General features: G+C 34.1%; 22 protein-coding genes. 20 read left to right on the forward strand and 2 right to left on the reverse strand.

Annotated elements, in window-relative coordinates; genetic code table 11:
- Genes thrC through FLY87_RS00910 form a run of 4 tightly spaced genes read left to right on the forward strand, consistent with a single transcriptional unit; the run spans position 1 to position 3,629 of the window.
- On the forward strand, positions 1-1,074 hold the full coding sequence (thrC, locus tag FLY87_RS00895; protein WP_012546273.1) for a threonine synthase: 1,074 nt from the start codon (positions 1-3) through the stop codon (positions 1,072-1,074).
- Positions 1,071-2,282 (forward strand): cofactor-independent phosphoglycerate mutase, encoded by a 1,212-nt coding sequence (locus FLY87_RS00900; RefSeq protein ID WP_012545558.1) that lies wholly within the window; start codon positions 1,071-1,073, stop codon positions 2,280-2,282. The genes thrC and FLY87_RS00900 overlap by 4 nt, the downstream gene beginning before the upstream one ends.
- The gene (locus FLY87_RS00905; RefSeq protein WP_012546518.1) at positions 2,275-2,910 is read left to right on the forward strand and encodes a DedA family protein; all 636 of its coding nucleotides are present in this window, start codon (positions 2,275-2,277) and stop codon (positions 2,908-2,910) included. The genes FLY87_RS00900 and FLY87_RS00905 overlap by 8 nt, the downstream gene beginning before the upstream one ends.
- Positions 2,907-3,629: a rhomboid family intramembrane serine protease gene (locus tag FLY87_RS00910; protein WP_141266112.1), complete on the forward strand. Its 723-nt coding sequence runs from the start codon at positions 2,907-2,909 to the stop codon at positions 3,627-3,629. The genes FLY87_RS00905 and FLY87_RS00910 overlap by 4 nt, the downstream gene beginning before the upstream one ends.
- Before the next feature lie 40 nt (positions 3,630-3,669).
- Here FLY87_RS00910 and glnA read toward each other — a convergent pair whose 3' ends face one another.
- Complete coding sequence (glnA, locus tag FLY87_RS00915) at positions 3,670-5,004, reverse strand: type I glutamate--ammonia ligase (protein ID WP_012545065.1); 1,335 nt, start codon at positions 5,002-5,004, stop codon at positions 3,670-3,672.
- A 456-nt stretch (positions 5,005-5,460) separates the two neighbouring features.
- Between glnA and urtA the strand changes: the two genes are divergently transcribed.
- From urtA to urtE, 5 genes are read left to right on the forward strand one after another with little or no spacing between them, the layout of a single operon-like run.
- The gene (gene urtA / locus FLY87_RS00920) at positions 5,461-6,684 is read left to right on the forward strand and encodes an urea ABC transporter substrate-binding protein (protein WP_141266113.1); all 1,224 of its coding nucleotides are present in this window, start codon (positions 5,461-5,463) and stop codon (positions 6,682-6,684) included.
- 60 nt (positions 6,685-6,744) lie between these two features.
- Positions 6,745-7,647 carry an urea ABC transporter permease subunit UrtB gene (gene urtB / locus FLY87_RS00925; RefSeq protein WP_141266114.1) on the forward strand — a complete coding sequence of 301 codons (903 nt, stop codon included), beginning with the start codon at positions 6,745-6,747 and terminating at the stop codon, positions 7,645-7,647.
- 9 nt (positions 7,648-7,656) lie between these two features.
- Entirely contained in the window at positions 7,657-8,718 is a 1,062-nt protein-coding gene (urtC, locus tag FLY87_RS00930; protein ID WP_141266115.1) for an urea ABC transporter permease subunit UrtC, read from the forward strand.
- Positions 8,715-9,488 (forward strand): urea ABC transporter ATP-binding protein UrtD, encoded by a 774-nt coding sequence (gene urtD, locus FLY87_RS00935; protein ID WP_219994995.1) that lies wholly within the window; start codon positions 8,715-8,717, stop codon positions 9,486-9,488. Before urtC ends, urtD begins: the two co-directional genes overlap by 4 nt.
- Before the next feature lie 2 nt (positions 9,489-9,490).
- Positions 9,491-10,177: an urea ABC transporter ATP-binding subunit UrtE gene (gene urtE / locus FLY87_RS00940; protein WP_141266116.1), complete on the forward strand. Its 687-nt coding sequence runs from the start codon at positions 9,491-9,493 to the stop codon at positions 10,175-10,177.
- A gap of 202 nt (positions 10,178-10,379) precedes the next feature.
- On the opposite strand, the gene FLY87_RS00945 is transcribed toward urtE, so the two are convergent.
- The gene (locus tag FLY87_RS00945; RefSeq protein WP_141266117.1) at positions 10,380-11,576 is read right to left on the reverse strand and encodes a transposase; all 1,197 of its coding nucleotides are present in this window, start codon (positions 11,574-11,576) and stop codon (positions 10,380-10,382) included.
- 179 nt (positions 11,577-11,755) lie between these two features.
- Here FLY87_RS00945 and ureA point away from each other — a divergent pair, with 179 nt between their 5' ends.
- From ureA to FLY87_RS01000, 11 genes are all read left to right on the forward strand, one after another.
- Positions 11,756-12,058 carry an urease subunit gamma gene (ureA, locus tag FLY87_RS00950; protein ID WP_141266118.1) on the forward strand — a complete coding sequence of 101 codons (303 nt, stop codon included), beginning with the start codon at positions 11,756-11,758 and terminating at the stop codon, positions 12,056-12,058.
- A gap of 10 nt (positions 12,059-12,068) precedes the next feature.
- On the forward strand, positions 12,069-12,440 hold the full coding sequence (locus tag FLY87_RS00955; RefSeq protein ID WP_141266119.1) for an urease subunit beta: 372 nt from the start codon (positions 12,069-12,071) through the stop codon (positions 12,438-12,440).
- 2 nt (positions 12,441-12,442) lie between these two features.
- Positions 12,443-14,161, forward strand: a complete 1,719-nt coding sequence (ureC, locus tag FLY87_RS00960) for an urease subunit alpha (protein WP_141266120.1) — start codon at positions 12,443-12,445, stop codon at positions 14,159-14,161.
- A 17-nt stretch (positions 14,162-14,178) separates the two neighbouring features.
- Positions 14,179-14,631 (forward strand): urease accessory protein UreE, encoded by a 453-nt coding sequence (locus FLY87_RS00965; RefSeq protein ID WP_181405954.1) that lies wholly within the window; start codon positions 14,179-14,181, stop codon positions 14,629-14,631.
- Positions 14,597-15,310 carry an urease accessory protein UreF gene (locus tag FLY87_RS00970; RefSeq protein ID WP_141266122.1) on the forward strand — a complete coding sequence of 238 codons (714 nt, stop codon included), beginning with the start codon at positions 14,597-14,599 and terminating at the stop codon, positions 15,308-15,310. The genes FLY87_RS00965 and FLY87_RS00970 overlap by 35 nt, the downstream gene beginning before the upstream one ends.
- A gap of 9 nt (positions 15,311-15,319) precedes the next feature.
- The gene (gene ureG, locus FLY87_RS00975; RefSeq protein WP_141266123.1) at positions 15,320-15,937 is read left to right on the forward strand and encodes an urease accessory protein UreG; all 618 of its coding nucleotides are present in this window, start codon (positions 15,320-15,322) and stop codon (positions 15,935-15,937) included.
- Positions 15,934-16,752, forward strand: a complete 819-nt coding sequence (locus tag FLY87_RS00980) for an urease accessory protein UreD (RefSeq protein WP_141266124.1) — start codon at positions 15,934-15,936, stop codon at positions 16,750-16,752. Before ureG ends, FLY87_RS00980 begins: the two co-directional genes overlap by 4 nt.
- Positions 16,753-17,150: 398 nt before the next feature.
- Positions 17,151-18,218 carry an agmatinase family protein gene (locus FLY87_RS00985; RefSeq protein ID WP_141266125.1) on the forward strand — a complete coding sequence of 356 codons (1,068 nt, stop codon included), beginning with the start codon at positions 17,151-17,153 and terminating at the stop codon, positions 18,216-18,218.
- A 14-nt stretch (positions 18,219-18,232) separates the two neighbouring features.
- Positions 18,233-19,222 carry an ABC transporter substrate-binding protein gene (locus FLY87_RS00990; protein ID WP_141266126.1) on the forward strand — a complete coding sequence of 330 codons (990 nt, stop codon included), beginning with the start codon at positions 18,233-18,235 and terminating at the stop codon, positions 19,220-19,222.
- Entirely contained in the window at positions 19,219-19,995 is a 777-nt protein-coding gene (locus FLY87_RS00995) for an ABC transporter permease (protein ID WP_141266127.1), read from the forward strand. Before FLY87_RS00990 ends, FLY87_RS00995 begins: the two co-directional genes overlap by 4 nt.
- A complete protein-coding gene (locus tag FLY87_RS01000; protein ID WP_141266128.1) occupies positions 19,996-20,784 on the forward strand; it encodes an ABC transporter ATP-binding protein in 789 nt (262 codons plus the stop codon). It begins immediately after the preceding gene.
- Positions 20,785-20,908: the final 124 nt, after the last annotated feature.

The following is a 20,908-nucleotide window of genomic DNA, read 5'->3' on the forward strand; positions in this document are numbered from 1 at the left end:
ATGAATACCAAATCACATTGGAAAGGAATAATTAGTGAGTATTTTGAGCATTTCCCAGTAAACGAAAAAACTCCTATAGTTACTCTTTTGGAGGGCAATACTCCTCTTGTAAAAGTAAACAATCTCACAAAGAAACTCAATATAGATTTGGAATTATATCTTAAATTTGATGGTGCTAATCCTACAGGCTCATTTAAAGACAGAGGTATGACTTTAGCAATCTCTAAGGCAGTTGAAGAAGGCTCAAAGGCAGTTATATGTGCTTCTACAGGAAATACCTCTGCCAGTGCTTCTGCTTATGCAGCAAGGGCAGGAATTAAAGCAATAGTGCTTATTCCAGAAGGTAAAATTGCAACAGGAAAGCTTGTTCAAGCAATGATTCATGGTGCTAAGGTTATTCAGATAAAGGGAAACTTTGACCAGGCATTAAACATTGTAAGAGCTATAGTTAATGAATATCCAATCACTCTTGTTAATTCCATAAATCCATACAGAATTGAAGGGCAAAAATCAGCAGCATTTGAAGTATGTGACCAGTTAGGAAGAGTTCCTGATTATCATGCTTTACCTGTAGGAAATGCAGGCAACATATCTGCCTATTGGAAGGGATATAAAGAATACAGAGAAAAGGGAAAAATAAACAGCTTGCCAAAGATGCTCGGGTTTCAGGCATCGGGTGCAGCTCCAATTGTGCTTGGTCATCCTGTTGAAAAGCCTGAAACAGTAGCAACAGCTATAAGGATTGGTAATCCAGCAAGTTGGAAAACAGCAGTAGCAGCAAGGGATGAATCAGGTGGAACAATAGATATGGTTACAGACGAAGAGATTCTTTATGCTTATAAAATGATTGCTTCTTGTGAAGGAATCTTTTGTGAACCTGCCTCTGCTGCTTCCGTAGCTGGTGTAATAAAACTATATAAACAAGGATATTTCAAAAAGCAAAGCACAGTAGTATGCACTCTTACAGGTAATGGACTAAAAGATCCAGACATTGTTTTTAAAGTTGCTGATGAGCCTCTTGTATTGCCTGCTGATTTAGAAAGTGTTAAAGCCTTTGTGGAGAAAATTTTATGAAATATATTGTAATAATCCCCGATGGTGCAGCAGATTATCCAATTGATGAACTTGGAGGAAAAACTCCCCTTCAGGTTGCCCATACACCTAATATGGATTTTCTTGCTTCAAAGGGCATAGTGGGAACAGTAAGAAACATTCCTCAAGGATTTTCTCCCGGCAGTGATGTTGCCAATCTTAGCATTCTTGGCTATGACCCGAGAGTCTACTATACTGGCAGAGCACCATTAGAAGCTGTTAGCATGGGACTTACACTTTCTAAGGATGATATAGCTTATAGATGCAATCTTGTTACTTTAAAATTCTCTGACAAAAAGCAGATTATTATGGATGATTACTCAGCAGGACATATAACAAGTGATGAGGCAAAAATTTTAATAGAAGAAATTGATAAAAAGCTTGGAAATGATTTATTGAGATTTTATCCTGGTGTAAGCTACAGGCATATCATGATTTGGAAAGGAGGCACAGAGGATGTGGAATGCACTCCACCACATGATATTACTGGCAAAGAGATTTCAAGATATCTTCCTATTGGGAAAAATGCTAATTTTCTCAAGGAGCTTATTTTTAAATCCGTAGAAATATTGAAAGACCACCCTATAAATAAGAAAAGAATTGCTGAAGGGAAAAAATCTGCAAACAGTATATGGTTATGGGGACAGGGAAGAACTCCAAATCTGCCAACCTATCAGGATAAATATAAGCTCAGTGGTGCATTAATTTCAGCAGTTGATCTTACCAAAGGGCTGGGAATTCTTGCAGGTTTTCATATAATAAATGTTCCAGGGGCAACTGGCTGGATTGACACCAATTATGAAGGTAAAGCAGAATATGCACTTAATGCTCTTGAGCGTGTTGATTTTGTTTATCTTCATATAGAAGCTCCTGATGAAGCAGGGCATCAGGGAGATTATAAACTCAAAATTAAAGCTATTGAGGATATTGATAAAATTGTAGTAGGTAAAATTCTAAGACAAGCTCCTGAGAGATTTAAAGAATTCAAAATATTACTTCTTCCTGACCATCCTACACCGATAAAACTAAAAACTCATACCTCTGATCCTGTGCCTTTTGTCATTTATGATGGAAAAAAGGAAGTTACAGATATAAAAAGAGGTTTTTCAGAAGAGATTCTAAACTCTCCAGATATAAAAATAGAAGAAGGGTTTAAGCTTATGGATTTTTTCCTTAAAGGCAATGTCTGATTTAATAGATATTCTCCTTCATATTGATATTTACCTTGAGGCTTTATTTTCCCAGATTGGTATTTGGATATATGTGGTGCTTTTTTTCATTATTTTTTCAGAAACAGGATTCGTAATAACACCATTTCTTCCGGGAGACTCTCTTTTGTTTGCCGTAGGAGCACTTTCATCAAGAGAGTTTATTTGTCCATGGAGTTCCTTTATTCTTATAAGTATTGCTGCTGTCTTAGGAAATACTCTAAATTATCACATTGGCAAGTTTATAGGACCGAAAATATTTCATAAAGAAAACTCCCTTTTATTCAATAAAAAACATCTGCAAACAACTGCGCTTTTTTATGAAAAGCATGGAGCAAAGACAATAATAATTGCAAGATTTTTGCCTATTCTGAGAACCTTTGCACCTTTTGTAGCAGGTATAGGAAAAATGAGATATCCAAAATTTCAGATATACAATATTTTTAGCAGCATGCTTTGGAGTGGTTCATTTATCTTTGCAGGATACTTTTTTGGAAATCTTCCCTTTGTAAAGCAAAATTTCTCAATGTTCATACTTGGTATAATTATAATCTCAGTTATACCAACTATCTGGAAAGCTTTGATGATTAAAAGGAGTGAAAAAACATGATACCAATAAGAGACTGTCTTCCAAGAAGATATACTCCTTATATGACATGGCTAATTATATCTTTAAACTGCTTTGTTTTTCTTTTTGAGCTCATGTTCAGCAAAGAAGATTTAGACTATCTTTTCCATATATTCGGTGTAATTCCAGCAAGATATATGCTAATAGATACTCTGCCTATTGATCCCCTTTACTATCTTCCTTTTCTAACAAGTATGTTTTTGCATGGTGGGTGGTTCCATCTTATAAGTAATATGTGGATTATGTGGATTTTTGCTGACAATGTGGAAGATAAAATGGGTTCTTTTAGATTTTTAATATTTTATCTCCTATGTGGATTTGGAGCTGGATGGATTCACTGTCTTACTAATCCTACATCAACTATACCAACAGTTGGTGCTTCTGGCGCCATATCTGGTGTCTTAGGTGCCTATATGATAATGTTCCCTTATGCAAAAGTTATAACTCTATTCCCAATTTTATTTTTTCCCTTCTTTTTTGCACTTCCTGCAATTTTTTATATACTTATGTGGTTTTTCATTCAACTTTTTTCAGGACTCGGTTCATTGCTTAGCCCAACTGATGTTGGTGGAGTTGCTTGGTGGGCTCATGTAGGTGGCTTCATTTTTGGTATAGTCCTTCATAGGCTATTTGTTATTAAAAAGAGACTTCATATGTATGATGACCATTTTGACTACTACTGTGCATGGGGAAGATGGTAGAAGATAGGGGGACGGTTTATGTCACCCCTATCCTTCAGAATTATAGAATTGGGAGATATCTTTCTAATTCATAGGGGAAAATTCTTATACGATAATCATCCCATTCTTTCTTTTTACTTTCAATTAGGTTTGTAAAAATATGTTCTCCGAGCGTCTCTTTTAAAATTGTACTCTTTTCAGCATACTCAATAGCTTCAATAAGGCTACCAGGAAGGCTATCAATACCGAGAGACTTTCTTTCTTCAGGAGCAAGATGATAAACATCTTTTTCAATAGGTTCAGGTAACTTATATTTCTTCTCAACACCAGTTAATCCAGCATTAAGCATACATGCAAAAGCAAGGTAGGGATTACATGCTGGGTCAGGACTTCTTAATTCAATCCTTGTTGCTTTTTCTTTTCCGGGCTTGTAAAGAGGCACTCTTATAAGAGCTGATCTATTTCTTCTTGCCCAGCAAATATAAACTGGAGCTTCATATCCTGGAACAAGTCTCTTATAGGAATTAACCCATTGATTAAGCACTAGCGTAATTTCTTTAATATGTGTTAGGACACCTGCTATATAACTCTTGGCTATATCTGAAAGATAATATGGATCCTTTGGATTGAAGAAAGCATTTTTATCACCTTTAAAAAGTGACTGATGAGTATGCATTCCGCTTCCATTCTCACCAAAAAGAGGCTTTGGCATGAATGTGGCATAGACACCGTGTCTTTTTGCTATTTCCTTAACAACTACTCTGTAAGTCATCACTATATCTGCCATATTCAAAGCTTCAGCGTATCTAAGGTCAATCTCATGCTGAGAGGGTGCAACTTCATGGTGTGAGTATTCTACCTTAATTCCCATCTGCTCAAGTGCTAAGATAGTATCTCTTCTAAGATCCTCAGCTGCATCTAAGGGATAATCAAAATAACCCCCTTCATCTAAAATTTCTGGGTCCTTATCGGTTTTAAAATAGAAAAATTCAAGTTCTGGACCAAGATAGAAAGTAAAGCCTTTCTTCGCTGCTTTTTCAAGATTTGTCTTGAGAATATATCTTGGATCACCTTTATATGGTGTTCCATCTGGTTCATAGATGTCGCAGAACATTCTTGCAACAGGACTTTCTTTTGGTCTCCATGGCAAAACTGCAAAAGTTGTCGGATCAGGTCTTGCAATCATATCAGACTCATCAATTCTTGCAAATCCATGAATTGATGAACCATCAAATCCCATCCCCTCAGAGAAAGCAACCTCAAGCTCTTCCACTGGAACTGCAAAACTTTTAAGCTGGCCAAGAATATCTGTAAACCAGAGCCTGACAAATTTAACATTCATTTCTTTGACCAGTTTCATAACATCTTTTTCATCTCTTGGCTTTGAATAAGTCATAACATCCTCCATTTTTTTATTTTCTATGAGGCAAAGCCTCTTTAAGATTAACCCCAAAAATTAAACTAAATATACTTTAACAAACTTTTCTAAATATCTTCTATTCAATCTATCATTTTTTAATTTAACGGCTAACGGTTGCCATATAGCATATCATAGCAATAATAAAAATTTTTGTCAACAATTTTGTAGGAACTATTAAAAAGTTAATCCTTAAAATCATTAAACAAAATATATGCCTGAAAACTTACTAATTTTTTTCAATTTTAAAATTGTTTAATATTCAGACATTTATAATATTTAATTTAATAAACAAAATACCTAAATCAATACATTTTTGTATAAAAATACATTTTTGTCTTAATATTTTTTCTTTCTACCTTTGATTTCTCTTGATTTATATTTGGTATAAAGTTTGCTTTTTAATCTCAAAAAAAGATTTATAGGAGGAAAATCATGAGAAGAAGCTGGCAGAAAATTTCTTATCAATGTTTCGTTCTTATTTTTGTATCACTCTTTATTCTATTTGGCTGTAAGGGCGGTGCAAAGGAGGAACAAAAGGATGTTATTAAAGTGGGTATTCTTCATTCTTTAAGTGGAACTATGTCTATAAGTGAAACATCCCTTAAGGATGCTGAATTAATGGCAATTGACGAGATAAATAGTAAAGGTGGCGTATTAGGAAAAAAAATCGTTCCTATAATTGAAGATGGAGCATCTGACTGGCCAACCTTTGCCGAAAAAGCTAAAAAGTTGCTTGAAAAGGATAAAGTTGCGACAATTTTCGGATGCTGGACATCGGCAAGTCGTAAGGCTGTTTTGCCTGTAGTGGAAAAATACAATGGACTGTTGTGGTATCCTGTTCAGTACGAGGGATTTGAATCTTCTCCAAATATATTTTACACCGGTGCCTCTGCTAATCAACAGATTGTTCCTGCAGTTGAATGGTTAATAAGTCAGGGTAAGAAGAAATTTTTCCTCTTAGGGTCTGATTATGTTTTCCCGAGAACAGCAAATAAAATTATTAAGGCTCAGCTTAAAGCAATGGGAGGTAGCGTGGTTGCAGAGGAGTATACTCCTCTTGGGCATACTGATTACAGTACGATTGTAAATAAAATAAAGGCTACAAAACCAGATGTGGTTTTCAATACCCTTAATGGTGACAGTAATGTGGCATTTTTCAAGCAACTCCATGCAGCAGGTATTACACCAAAGGATATTCCTACAATGTCTGTAAGTATTGCTGAAGAGGAAATTAGAGGAATTGGTGCTGAGTATATGAAAGGACATTACGCTGTTTGGAACTATTTCCAATCTACAGATACTCCAGAGAATAAAGAATTTGTTCAGAAATTCAAAAACCAATACGGACAGAACAGAGTTACAGATGACCCCATAGAAGCAGCATACATCCAGGTATATCTTTGGGCTAAAGCTGTTGAAAAGGCAGGCTCAACAGATATAGAAAAGGTAAAACAGGCAGCAAAAGAGCTTGAATTCAAAGCTCCAGAGGGAAATGTAAAAATTGATGGAGAGAATCAACACCTTTGGAAAACTGTAAGAATAGGAGTCGTAATGGATGATGGACAGTTTAAGGAAATATGGAACTCAGGGAAACCTGTTAAACCAGACCCTTATTTAAAGAGCTATCCCTGGGCAAAAGAAATATCAGTCCAGTAAGGATATTTATTACCAGGTGGATAACCTCCGTTGATTATCCACCTGGCTTTGGAGGTTATGATGGAAGTCTTTATTCTACAGATATTTAACAGTTTGAGTGTTGGCACCATACTTCTGTTAGTGGCAATAGGACTGTCAATAATATTTGGAATAATGAAGGTAATTAATATGGCCCATGGTGAATTAATAATGATAGGAGCCTATATGACCTATTTAATCCAGAATCTGTTTCTAAAAACAATGCCTGAATACTTGAACTATTTTTACTTTTTTGCCTTACCCTCTTCCTTCATAGCAGCAGGATTTACAGGTTTTATATTAGAAAGGGGAATTATAAGATTTCTCTACGGACGACCCCTTGATACTCTTCTTGTCACATGGGGTATAAGTCTGATATTTCAACAAATGGCGCGTAATATTTTTGGAGCACCAAATGTAGAGGTTAAAACTCCTTCATGGCTTCAAGGAGGACTTGAGATTATGGATTCTCTTCAGTTACCCTTTCCGAGACTGTTTATTCTCTTTATTGCATTTCTAAGTGTATGTGGAATTTATCTTTATATTTACAGAACAAAATCAGGATGTGCAATGAGAGCAGTTATGCAGAATAGACAGATGGCTTCATGTATTGGAATAAACACAAAAAAAGTTGATGCCTTTAATTTTGCCATTGGTTCGGGTTTAGCAGGAGTTGCGGGCTGCGTTCTCTGCCTTTTAGGTCCTATAGGTCCATCATTGGGCACCTATTACATAGTTGATGCTTTTTTAGTTGTTGTACTCGGAGGAGTAGGTAAAATATCAGGCACGATATTAGCTGCTTTTATAATAGGATTTTTGAACACAACTTTTGAATTCAGCAGCACAGCTACAATGGGAAAGGTCTTAGCTCTCATTATAGTAATAATTTTTCTGCAATGGAAACCATCAGGACTTATAGCATTAAAAACAAGAGCACTTGAGTAGGAAGACAAAATGAACTTAATGGAAGTAAATAGAAAAAAAATACTTATTACAGTATCTCTTTTAATTATTGCATTAGCGCCTCTATTCCTGTCAGATTTTAGACTCAATCTTCTTGCTAAATTTCTTACTTTTTGTATTGTTGCTATCGCCCTGGACTTTATCTGGGGATTTGGAGGAATGCTCAGTCTCGGCCATGGTATTTTCTTTGGCTTAGGTGCATATTCAATTGCAATGTATCTAAAATTGGAAGCCTCTGGTGAAAAACTACCTGATTTTATGGTGTGGAGTGGGCTGTTAGAACTTCCGTTTTTATGGAAACCTTTCCAAAATTTCTTTTTTGCCCTTACTTCATCATTAATTCTTCCTGCAATTGTTGCAGGATTGATTGGATATATGGTTTTCAGAAGTAGAATAAAGGGAGTTTACTTTTCCATATTAACACAAGCAATGGCAATGATTGCTGCTATTTTACTTGTTGGACAGCAACCTTACACTGGTGGAACAAATGGAATCACTAATTTTTCTACAATTTTGGGTTTTTCACTCTCTAACAAAAATACCCAACTCTTTCTATATCTCATTACTGCTATCTGTCTCGTTCTATCTTTCTTAATCTCTCAAAGATTAATCAATTCAAGATTTGGCAAGGTATTAATTGCTATAAGAGATATGGAAGATAGAGTTAGATTCTGTGGATATGACCCAGTTAAGTATAAAACATTCGCTTTTGCCTTTTCAGCTACTTTAACAGGATTAGCAGGAGCACTTTTTGTTACACAGGTTGGAATCATCTCTCCTGCTATGATAGGCATTGTTCCATCTATAGAGATGGTAATCTGGGTTGCTGTAGGAGGAAGATCTAATCTTTATGGAGCATGTGCAGGAGCACTTTTAGTAAATGTAGCAAAAACATACCTAAGTGAATCTTTTCCTGATTTATGGCTATATTTTCAGGGCTTACTCTTCATAGTTGTTGTTCTATTTGTTCCAGGAGGTATAGTTGGTCTTATTAAAAAATTATTTAAGGAAAGTAAAAAAGAACAAAATATTTTGTTAAGTGAGGAGAAATGAAGGAGACAGCAATGAGCCAGACAACACTTCTTTATATTGAAGATCTCACTGTTGATTTTGATGGATTTAAAGCTATAGATAAACTTAGCCTTTATGTAGATTATGGCGAACTGAGATTCCTTATTGGTCCAAACGGAGCAGGTAAAACAACTCTCTTAGATGTTATATGTGGGAAAATAAAGCCAGAGAGTGGAAGAGTGATATTCAGAGAAAATATAGATATACTGAGAAAAAAGGAACATGAATTAGTTTTATTAGGAATAGGAAGAAAATTTCAAACCCCTTCTGTATTTACAGACCTATCAGTATTTGACAACATGGACATATCGCTAAGGAGAAAGAAAAACGTACGGACATCAATTCTTTCAAAGGTTGACAAAAAAGAAGAAGAAAAAATCATGAACATTCTTTATTTCTGTGGGTTGGGAAAAAAGAGAGATCTAAAGGCTGCCTTCTTATCGCATGGGGAAAAACAACTCTTAGAGATTGCAATGATTCTTGTACAAGAACCAGAGCTAATTCTACTTGATGAACCTGTGGCTGGATTAACGAAAGAGGAGAGATTTCAAATGGGACAACTATTAAAGAATATCCTTGATACCAAGAGTTGCTCCATCTTAATTATTGAACATGATATGAACTTTGTTCGTCAATTTGCTAAAAGAATTACTGTTATGCATGAAGGCAAAATTCTATGTGAAGGAAATATAGATAGAGTGCAGAATGATGAAAAAGTTAGAGAAGTTTACCTTGGAAGAAACGAGGGTTAGAAATGCTATTGATTGAAAATCTAACAGTTTCATACAATGAAGCTGAAATTTTAAAAAAAATTAACATGAAAGTCAGTGACGGTGAAATCATAGCACTCATAGGAAAGAATGGAGTTGGAAAAACCACACTTCTTAAGACTGTGATGGGACTTTTGAATGCTCGTAGTGGAAGGATTATCTTCCATGAAAAGGATATAACCAATCTTTTGCCAAATGAAAGAGCAAACTTAGGAATAGGTTATGTGCCTCAGGGAAGAGAGATTTTCCCTTATCTTACTGTATTTGAAAATCTGACTGTTGGTCTAAGAAGTTATGGGAAAACAGTGATGGATGAAGTTTTAAGCTTTTTTCCTGCTCTTAAATCTATTATGAATCGTCAAGGAGGTAACCTTAGTGGTGGTCAACAGCAGCAATTAGCTATCGCAAGAGTTTTATTGAGAGGACCAAAACTTATACTTATGGATGAACCAACAGAAGGAATTCAACCCTCTGTTGTTTTTGAGATACAGGAAGCCATAAAGAAAATAAATGAGGAGAAAAAAGTTTCAATTCTTTTAGTAGAGCAATATCTTGACTTTGCAATTAAGGTAGCAGACTACATATATGTCATTGATGTGGGGAGAATAGTCTTTGAAGGAAAAGTTAAAGAACTTGAGGAAAAAGTTATTAAAAATTACCTGACAATATAATGGAGGCTGTTCAAAAATGAAAGAGTTTAAACCTTATAGATTTTTTGGGGCAGTTTTGAAAGTCATAAATAAAAAATTTTCATCTTTATATCAAAAGTTGAATACTTTATTGCTCCTTTCATATCTAAAAAATAAAGTATTACTACTTTTTTACAAAATATTATCCCGTTTTGTAGAAACTTTTCTATTGTCTGTCAGTCAATTAAATATGTATCAACTCCCCATTAAGTTTCAATCCTGCAATAACTCTGCTAAGATATGCAGAAAGACTCATGAAAACATGACTGCTTACCTTACTGATTCCCCTAAATCTCAACTTGGTAAGTTTATGCACTCCCTTAAGAACATTAAAAAATCTCTCTACTACAGTTCTTCTTTTGTAAATTTCCTTAAAAGTTTTCTTACTGCGAATTGCTTTCAGTACATTTTGAATATCTATGTCTTCCTTAAAATAAAAAGTAGGACCATATTCACTTTTTTGGAAACAGCACTGTCTAAAAAGACACCCTTGACCTTTTTGTTTAAAAAGTCCGCAACGAAATTTAACTCTTCCTCTTTTGTGTTCCCTTCCCCAGTAACAAAGCTCCACACTGCCAGGACACAGGAGTTTTCCATCTGGAGTAACCTTTATCAGTTCTGTATAAATAGAATTTTTTCTATTTCTTGGATTTTCAGCTATATATGGTGTAATGTTGTGCTGAAGAAGATATTTAGCATTGTCAGTGCTATCATAACCAGCATCTGCTATTACTGCCTTTATAGTTTTTCCTGTATTTTCAATCTCTTTGCGGGCAGAATCTGTAAGCTCACCAAGAAAGTGTCCATCCCACTTGTTTGCCTCAGTAACTTTTACAGAGACAGCCACAGGAAGAGGTGTTGTTGTAACTTCAAGATGAACTTTGTATCCATAAAAGCTGAAATCCTTAGACTTATATCCCCACTGAGCATCTTTATCAGAAGGAAAAGCCTCTATGTGAGAGGAATCTATAGAGAGTTTAAGGTTTTTGCTTTTAACAAGACACAAAGCTTGAGCAATAAGATTAAGAAGTATCTCATGAAAAGCATCCTCACCAAGTCTCTCTCTAAAGTAATGGAAGGTATTATGCTTAGGAGTATTTCCATAGGAGAAACCGCAGAGATAACAGAGTCTGCCATCAAATACAAGGCGTTTTGCAAGGTCTCTTTCAGAGGAAGCATAACCGAGATAAATAAGAAGAAGTGCTTTAAAGAGACTTTGAGGATTATAACCCTGTCTGCCCACACTGTGATACTTAGATTCGCAGAGTTTGTAGATAAAAGAAAAGTCAATACTGTCAAAGAGAATTTTAAGAGGGTCATCAGGAGAAATCATACTTGCAATAGTAAGGTCAGCAAAGGAGTTTTGAATGGTTTTTCTCATTTAATGACCTCCATCAAAGAGAGATTTAAGGATTTTAACATATTGAGAATACATGAAAGAATGCTTTATAAGGAGTTTGTTAATTTGGGGGTAAAGACAAAAAATGATAGCTTACAGATGCTTGATTTTCAAGCATTTGTAAGTTTTTGAACAGTCTCTAATTAGAAGGGAGGGCTTTTATGCATTTAACATCAGGAGAGATTGAAAAACTTTTGATTTATGTTGCTGCTCAATTGGCAAAGTCAAGAAAAGAGAGAGGATTAAAGCTAAATTATCCTGAAGCTGTAGCATTAATTACCTCAGAGATTTTAGAGGGTGCAAGAGAGGGAAAAACAGTAGCAGAACTTATGAGTATGGGGTTTAAAATTTTAAGTAAAGAAGATGTAATGCCAGGAGTAGCTGAGATGATTGACGAAGTTCAGGTAGAAGCAACATTTCCCGATGGAACAAAGCTTGTAACAATACATAATCCCATTAGATAGGAGGGAAGAGATGATACCAGGAGAGTATATTCTAAAAGATGATCCTGTAATTTGCAACACTGACAGACAAACTATAGAGCTAGTTGTAAGTAACACTGGTGACAGACCAATACAGGTTGGGTCTCATTTCCATTTTTTTGAAGTAAATAGAGGTCTTAAATTTGAAAGAGAAAAAGCATTCGGAATGAGACTGAATATTCCTGCTGGAACAGCTGTAAGATTTGAACCGGGAGAACAGAAGAAAATCAGCCTTGTATCAATTGAAGGATTTAAATCTGTTTATGGTCTAAACAGACTTACTGAAGGAAGCGTTATAGGGAAAAGCAGAAAGGAAAAATGTATAAAAAAAGCAAAAAATGAAGGTTTTATAAAGGAGGATTAATTATGAGTTTAAAAATTAGCAGAAAAGAATATGCTGAACTTTTTGGTCCTACTATAGGAGACAGAATTCGGCTTGCCGATACAGAGTTAATAATTGAGATAGAGAGAGATTATACTGTTTATGGAGAGGAATGTAAATTTGGTGGCGGAAAGGTTGTTCGGGATGGAATGGGACAGTGCTCAAAAGTAAGTAGTATAACAGGCACATTAGACCTTGTTATAACAAATGTGATAATCATTGATTACTGGGGAATAGTTAAAGCCGACATAGGAATAAAGGATGGAATAATTGCAGGAATTGGAAAATCTGGTAATCCAGACATAATGAAGGGAGTCGATCCTTGTTTAGTAATTGGTGCTGGTACTGAAGTAATATCAGGTGAGGGTTTAATTGCAACAGCTGGAGGAATAGACACTCATATTCATTTTATATGTCCTCAACAGATTAAAACTGCTCTTTTTTCAGGTATTACTACAATGATTGGTGGTGGAACAGGACCTGCTACTGGCACAAAAGCTACAACCTGTACTCCAGGCACCTGGAACATCCACAGAATGCTTGAAGCTGCAGAAGAATTTCCTGTTAATGTGGGATTTCTTGGAAAAGGTAATGCTTCCTCACCAGAACCTCTTATTGAACAAATTAAAGCTGGAGCTATAGGACTAAAACTTCATGAAGACTGGGGAACAACGCCAGCTACAATTGATACATCTCTTTCTGTCGCTGATACTTTTGATGTGCAAGTCTCAATTCACACAGATACTTTAAACGAATCAGGTTTTGTAGAGGATACGATAGCTGCAATTAATGGAAGAACAATACATACCTATCACACAGAAGGTGCTGGTGGAGGACATGCTCCAGATATAATTAAAATAGCTTCCTTTATGAATGTTCTTCCTTCATCTACGAATCCAACTATGCCTTATACAGTTAATACTATTGAAGAACATCTTGATATGCTAATGGTATGTCACCATTTAAATAGTAAAATTCCTGAAGATGTTGCATTTGCAGACTCCAGGATAAGACCAGAAACAATAGCAGCAGAGGATGTCTTACATGACATGGGAATTTTAAGTATGATGAGTTCAGACTCCCAGGCAATGGGAAGGGTTGGTGAAGTTATAATGAGAACTTGGCAAACAGCAGATAAAATGAAAAAAGAAAGAGGACATTTACCTGAGGAGAAGGGAGATAATGATAATTTTAGAGTTAAAAGATATATAGCAAAATATACAATCAATCCCGCTATAACTCATGGAATTTCAAAGTACGTAGGTTCCTTAGAGAGGGGTAAAATAGCAGACATAGTTATTTGGAAACCTGCTTTCTTCGGAGTAAAACCAGAGATAATAATCAAGGGAGGAATGATTATCGCAGCTCAGATGGGTGATCCTAATGCATCCATTCCTACTCCTCAGCCATTCATAAGTAGATTAATGTTTGGAGCATATGGAAAAGCTAATTATACCACTTGTATTACCTTTGTCTCAAAATTTGCCTTTGAAAATGGAATAGCAGAAAAGCTAAAACTGCAAAGAAAAATACTACCTGTTAGTAATTGTAGAAATATAACAAAAAAAAGCATGATTCACAATGACGTAATTGATAAAATTGAAGTTGACCCTGAAACCTATGAAGTAAGAGTTAATGGCGAACTAATAAAATCAGAACCTGCAAAACAATTACCCCTTGCTCAAAGATACTTTTTATTTTAATCATGATAATAAACAACATGATAGTAAACAAAATAATAGGAAACATAGAAGACTTTGATATAGGAAGCAGGACATTAGAGCGATTATTTCTTCATTACACTGATAGAGGGAAAAGATTGATAAGAGGTAGAACAGATAAGGGTACAGAAATCGCTATTTGTTTTGAAAAAGGAGAGCAGATTAAAGATGGAGATATTATTTATATTGATGAAAATAAAGTGATAATTCTCGAAATCCAACCTATAGAACTAATATCGATAAAACCTGACAATATGAAAGAGATGGCTCATATATGCTATATTCTTGGAAATAGACATGTTTCTATCTTCATTGATGAGAGAGAAAATATAGTTTTTACTCCTTTTGAATCTCTATTATGGAATTATCTGAAAAAATTTAACTTCAAAATTGAAAAGGTTAAGAGGAAACCACCACATGCTTTGCAACTCTCAGGACATCATCACCACTAAAGCTTTTATCCTCTCTCTTCAATTAGGTGATTCTTTTTTTCCTGTAGGAGGATTCCATCACTCTTTTGGTCTTGAAACCTATGTACAAGAAGGACTCATAAAATCTGGAGAGGATTTGAGAGAATTTTTAACTACAATCGTTGAAAAAATTTTAAAATACTCAGATTTTCTTGCCCTATATCTAATTCACAGATATACAGCTATTGAAGATATTGAGTCTGTAATAAGAGTTGACCAAACTTTAACAGCTACAAAGTCAGCTTATGAGACTAAAATAGCAAGTCTAAAGATGGGGAAAACTTTACTCTCTGTTGCAGTTGAATTATGGGAAAACAAATTTATAAAACAATACTCAAAAAGAGTAAAACATGGAGAGGCTCATGGAAATCATTCTTCTGTGTATGGAATGGTAACATCTGTTTTAGAAATCCCTCAATTTCATTCATTGATTCTATTCATATATAACACAGTTATTAATTTCATATCAGTTGCCTTAAAACTTTTACCTTTAGGACAAAAAGAAGCCCAAAAGATTGTATGTTCTCTTCATAAAATAATGATTAAAACTGCTAAGGAAGTTATGGAATTGTCAGAAGAGGATATAGGAGCCTTTGCTCCTGCATATGAAATAAGATGTATGTGCCATGAGAGACTTTACAGCAGATTATTTATGTCATAGGAGGTGGTTATGAAACCAGTAAAAATAGGTGTAGGAGGACCTGTGGGTTCTGGAAAAACCATGTTAATTGAAAAATTAACCAGAAGAATGCTTAATGAATATGAAATGGCTGTTGTAACAAACGATATATACACCAAGGAAGATGCAGAATTTTTAATAAAAAATGGGAAATTACCGGCAGAGAGAGTTATAGGAGTTGAAACGGGAGGATGTCCTCATACTGCTATTAGAGAGGATGTCTCTATGAATTTGGAAGCAGTAGAATCACTAATAGAGAGATTTCCCTTTCTTGATATCATATTTATTGAAAGTGGAGGGGACAATTTAGCTGCCTCTTTCAGCCCCGAACTTGTAGATTTTTTCATCTATGTTATTGATGTAGCTGCAGGAGATAAAATTCCAAGAAAAGGTGGACCGGGAATAACCAGATCAGATCTTCTTGTTATAAATAAAATTGACCTTGCTCCTATGGTAGGTGCGGATTTAAAAATAATGGAGCGCGATGCAAAAAAAATGAGGGGAGACCGTACTTTTGTCTTTACAGATTTAAAGAAAGAAAAGGGCTTGGAAGAAATTATTAAATGGATTAAAAAAAATGCACTATTTGAAGACTTACGACAAACATGATTGACCAAAAGAGTTTCCTTTACTTGGAATTAGAATGTAAAGATGGTAAAACCTATATAAAGGATTGCTATGCTAAATCACCTCTTAAAATCGCTAAATCTCTATATCTTGATGATTCAGGTGAGGCTTTTATCTTCATAATGAATCCTTCAGGAGGTTTATTACAGAATGACAATTATGATATAAAAATAAATCTCTCATCAAAATCAGAGGCATTCATTACAACCCAGTCGGCAACAAAAATATACAAAATGAGGGAGAAAGAAGCGTATTTAAAGGAAAGTTTTCATTTAGGTAAAAATGCTTTACTTGAGTACTTTCCTGATCCTTATATTCCCTTTGCTGGGAGTAAGTTTAGAACTGAAACAGATATTAAAATTGAAAAAGGTGCTACTTTATTTATGGGTGAAATAATTTTCCCTGGAAGATTTGAAAGAGGAGAAACCTTTCTTTATGATTATTTTGAAAGAAAAACAAAAATTTTTTATGAAAACAAATTGATTTTTTATGATAATGTAGCTTTAAGACCTGAGAATAATCTTAACAACATTTGTATTTTTGAAAAATATTCCTTTTATGGGCAACTTATTTGCACCTCTGAAAAAATAGATAGAACTCTAAGTGATAAAATTCATTTTATTCTCCAAAATTGTAACTCTGTAAAGGCAAGCAGTTCCCTTTTTCATGACATAGGAATTATAGTCCGAATGCTTGGCTTTAATAACTTAGACATAAATGAAACAATCCAGAAGATTTGGACAATACTCAGAAATACCCTTCTAAATAGACCTGCTTTAAAAATTAGAAAATACTAAGACTCTACATTTTTGTCGTACTACACAATTTTTGTTTCTAACAAGGTAGCTAAAAACCATTATATCTCAAATGTTTTGTTTTAGGCATATATTTTGCAGTTAAAAAAAATAAATAAAAAAATTGAGGTTCTTCAATTACTAACTGTCATTCCGAGGGGTCTCCATGACCCTGAGGAATCTGACCCGAAAAGGGTCATCCTGAGGGCAGAGCCCGAAGGATCTCCTCCTTAATTTAGAAAAGAGGAGATTCTTCGCCTTCGGCTCGGAATGACATTAGAGAAAGGCTTGGAATGACAGATTGGAGGTAATTGAAAAATAAAAGTGCTTGTAGTTTATTGATTTTCAATAAATTACAAGTTTTTGAACAGTCTAAAAAAATTTTTTAGGAGGAAAGCCTGATGACAGAAAGTAGAGGGAAATTTTTTTATGGAGAAAAATTTAAAAACATTAATGAACCTATTTTTATGGGAATCCCTACTTTTCTTAAACTTCCGTATATTCAATCTATGGAAGAACTCTTAAAAATCAAACCTGATATTGTAATTCTTGGAGAACCTCTGGATATGGCAACAACTATACGTCCTGGCAGTAGATATGGTCCAAGAGCAGTAAGAACTGCTTCAACAGTGCCATCTCCGCCTTACTCGCATTTTAACATAGAAGTAGGAGTTGATCCATTTGAAATATTTATAGTAGTGGATCATGGAGATATTCAGGTAATTCCTGGTGATACACTCGGCACACTACAAAGCTTTGAAAAGAAGATATTTGAAATATCAAAACATGGAATATGTCCATTTATAATCGGAGGAGATCACTCTATAACAGCAGCAAATGTAAAAGGATGGGCGGAAGCAAAAGGATACAAAAAAGTTGGATTAATTCACTTTGATTGTCATGCTGATACTGCAGATAAAGGCTTATGTGGTTTTGAATTTGACCATGGCGCACATATTAGAAGAATTTGGGATTTAGGAATATTGGATGGCAAAAATTATACTTTAATTGGTCCAAGAGGATTCTGGCCTGAAAAAGAAACTTTTGAATGGATGAGAGATATAGGTATGAAATGGTTTACATCTTTTGATGTATGGGAACTTGGATACAGAAAGGTCGCTGAAGAAGCTATTGAAAGAGCGTTGGATGGAACAGATGCTATCTGGCTTACATTTGATGTTGATGTAATGGATCCCAGCATATGCCCTGGAACTGGTGAACCAGAACCTGGTGGATTATTAACAAGAGAAGTTTATGCCATGATAAGACTCATATCAAAAGAATTAAATATAGAAAAATTTGGATTTGATCTTGTTGAGGTAGCTCCAACTTATGATGTCAGTGACAATAGTTCTTACAATGGAGGAATAACGTCATTATTTGCGTCAAGATTAATATTAGAAGTAATGTGTGGGCTGGCTATTAAAAAAATAGGACTTAAAGAAGGAAATCCTGTAAGACCATTATAAATAGGAGGAAAATCATGAGAAGAATATATTTAATAATTGGGATAATCGTAATACTGCTTTTTACAGCTTTATCCTGCAAATCAACTTCAAAATCAGAAAAAATTAAAATCGGAGTCAGTGATTGGCCTGGATGGGTGGCATGGTATATTGGAAAAGAAAAAGGTTTCTTTGATGAGGAAGGTGTAAACGTTGAACTTGTCTGGTTTAATACATATAGTGATTCAATAAATGCATTAGCTACAGGAAATCTTGATGCAAATTCCCAAACTCTAAGTGATACCATACCTTCTTTAGCAAAAGGAATTCCTCTAAAAATCATTCTCGTAAATGATAACTCTTTTGGGAATGACGCAATTGTTGCAAGAAAGGATATTAAAAATATCAGTGACTTAAAAGGTAAAAGAATAGCAGTTGAAGTTGGAGCAATTGATCATTTTTTGCTTTTATATATTTTGAACAAAAATGGAATAACTGACAAGGATATTAATATTATTAACATGACAACTCAAGATGCTGCTGTTGCTTTAATGCAAGAAAAAGTTGATGCTGCTGCTATTTGGGAACCATGGATTACTAAAATTTTAAACGAGAAAAAAGGGCATATAATTGCTTCCAGCAAGGATACTCCAGGATTGGTTCCTGATTTACTTGTAGCACGGACAGAAAGTTTAAATAAAAAAAGAGAAGCTTTTGTAAAATTAAGTAAATGCTGGTTTAAAATTGTTGATTTTATTAATAAAAATCCGAATGAAGCTACATCAATAATGGCTAAAGTAGTTAATGTTCCGCCTGAAGAATTTAAAAAAATGCTCTCTGGAATTAAACTCTTTGGCTATGATGAAAATATAAAAGCATTTAGTAGCGATTATTCTAATAATTATTCTCTTTATATAAGTGGAAAATTAATATCTGAATTCTTGCAAAAAATTAAAAGCATAGAAAAAATCCCAGACTTAACAAACTCAATTGACTCTGAAATTATTCAGAGGAGTAAAACAAAATGACTATTAACTTTTTAAAATTTTACAAATATTTTTTATTGTGTTTTATATATTTCTCAATATTTGTAATAATATGGAAAATTTTAAGCCTATTTGTAAGCCCTATAGCTCTCCCTTCTCCATATAATACCTTCCTTTCATTCAAATTATCCTGGATACATGGTTATTTCTTAAAAGACTTTACAGTAAGTGTAATAAGAGTCTTAATTGGATGGGCTATAGCTGTAATTGTTGGGACAATATTGGGTATATTAATTGGGTATTATAAGTACTTTAAATTTCTTGAACCTATTAATGATTTTTTCAGATATCTACCAGTACCTGCTTTTACACCTCTGACCCTAACATGGTTTGGAATTGGAGAACTTTCGAAAATATTTTTAATTTTTTTAGGTACAATAGTCCAAATTCTTGTTATGGTCTCAGATGAGATAAGAAGATTCCCTGGGGGTTACATTGAAGTTGGCAAACTTTTCGGCTATTCAAGAAACGATATACTATTTGAAATAATTTTACGCGGTATAAGACCAAATCTTTTTGATATCTATAGAGTTACTCTTGGATGGGCATGGACATATTTAATTGTAGGAGAACTTGTTGCTGCTAATGAAGGACTTGGATTTAGAATCTTAAAAGCACAGAGATTTTTGCAGACTGATTTAATATTTAGTTACTTGTTTATTATTGGACTCATTGGGCTTTTTTCAGATTTCCTTTTTAAATCTATAAAACCTCGTTTATTCAAATATTTACAAAATTCAAGGGAGTTAACTTAAATGGAACTGATTTTGGAAAATATATCCAAAAAATATGAAGAAAAAGAAATTTTAAGAGATATCAATATAAAAGTAGACAAAAAAGAATTTATTGGATTAATAGGTTTCTCAGGAGCAGGAAAGTCAACTCTTTTGAAAATAATAGCTGGGTTAGAAACTCCTACTACAGGCAAGGTAAAACTTAATGGGGAGGAAATAAAAAAACCAACATTAAAAATTGGTTTTCTTTTCCAAGATTATAGAATATTTCCCTGGTTAACAGTAAAAGAGAACATAATGTTTGCATTGAAAAATATTAATACCACAAATATTATGAATTTTATTGATAAAGCCTATGCTTTAATGGATATAATGGAACTGTCAGATAAAACAGATTATTTCCCCCATCAGTTATCTGGAGGACTTAAACAAAAGGTGGCTTTATGTAGAGCGCTTATACCAGAACCAGAAATTCTGTTGCTTGATGAACCCTTTAGTTCCCTTGATCCCTTAACTGCTTTGAAAAGTTGGCATCTTGTGAGATACATTTATGAAATAAAAAATACAAGTTTTATAATAGTTTCTCACAATATAGAAGAAGTTCTTTTTTTATGCGATAGAATTATTGTATTGGATAAAAATCCCGGGATAATATTAAAGGAAATCAATCTTCCGCAAACTTGGGAAAGAACATCAGAGCTTAGATTTAAATCTGAATTTTTCCAATTAAAAAAACAATTATTTTACTTAATGACAAATAGTGGCATGGATGAAATTTTAAACATTAGGAAAAAACTTGATAAAGTTTGAATAGTAATTTTCAAAATTTCACACATTATAAATATTAAATTCTGATAACAAACCTAATACAAAGCAAAATAACATTGACAAAAATGTTGTTTTGGTAATATTCTAATGATATGGTAACCATTTG

Source organism: Thermodesulfovibrio sp. Kuro-1 (assembly GCF_006538445.1).
Lineage (GTDB): Bacteria > Nitrospirota > Thermodesulfovibrionia > Thermodesulfovibrionales > Thermodesulfovibrionaceae > Thermodesulfovibrio > Thermodesulfovibrio yellowstonii.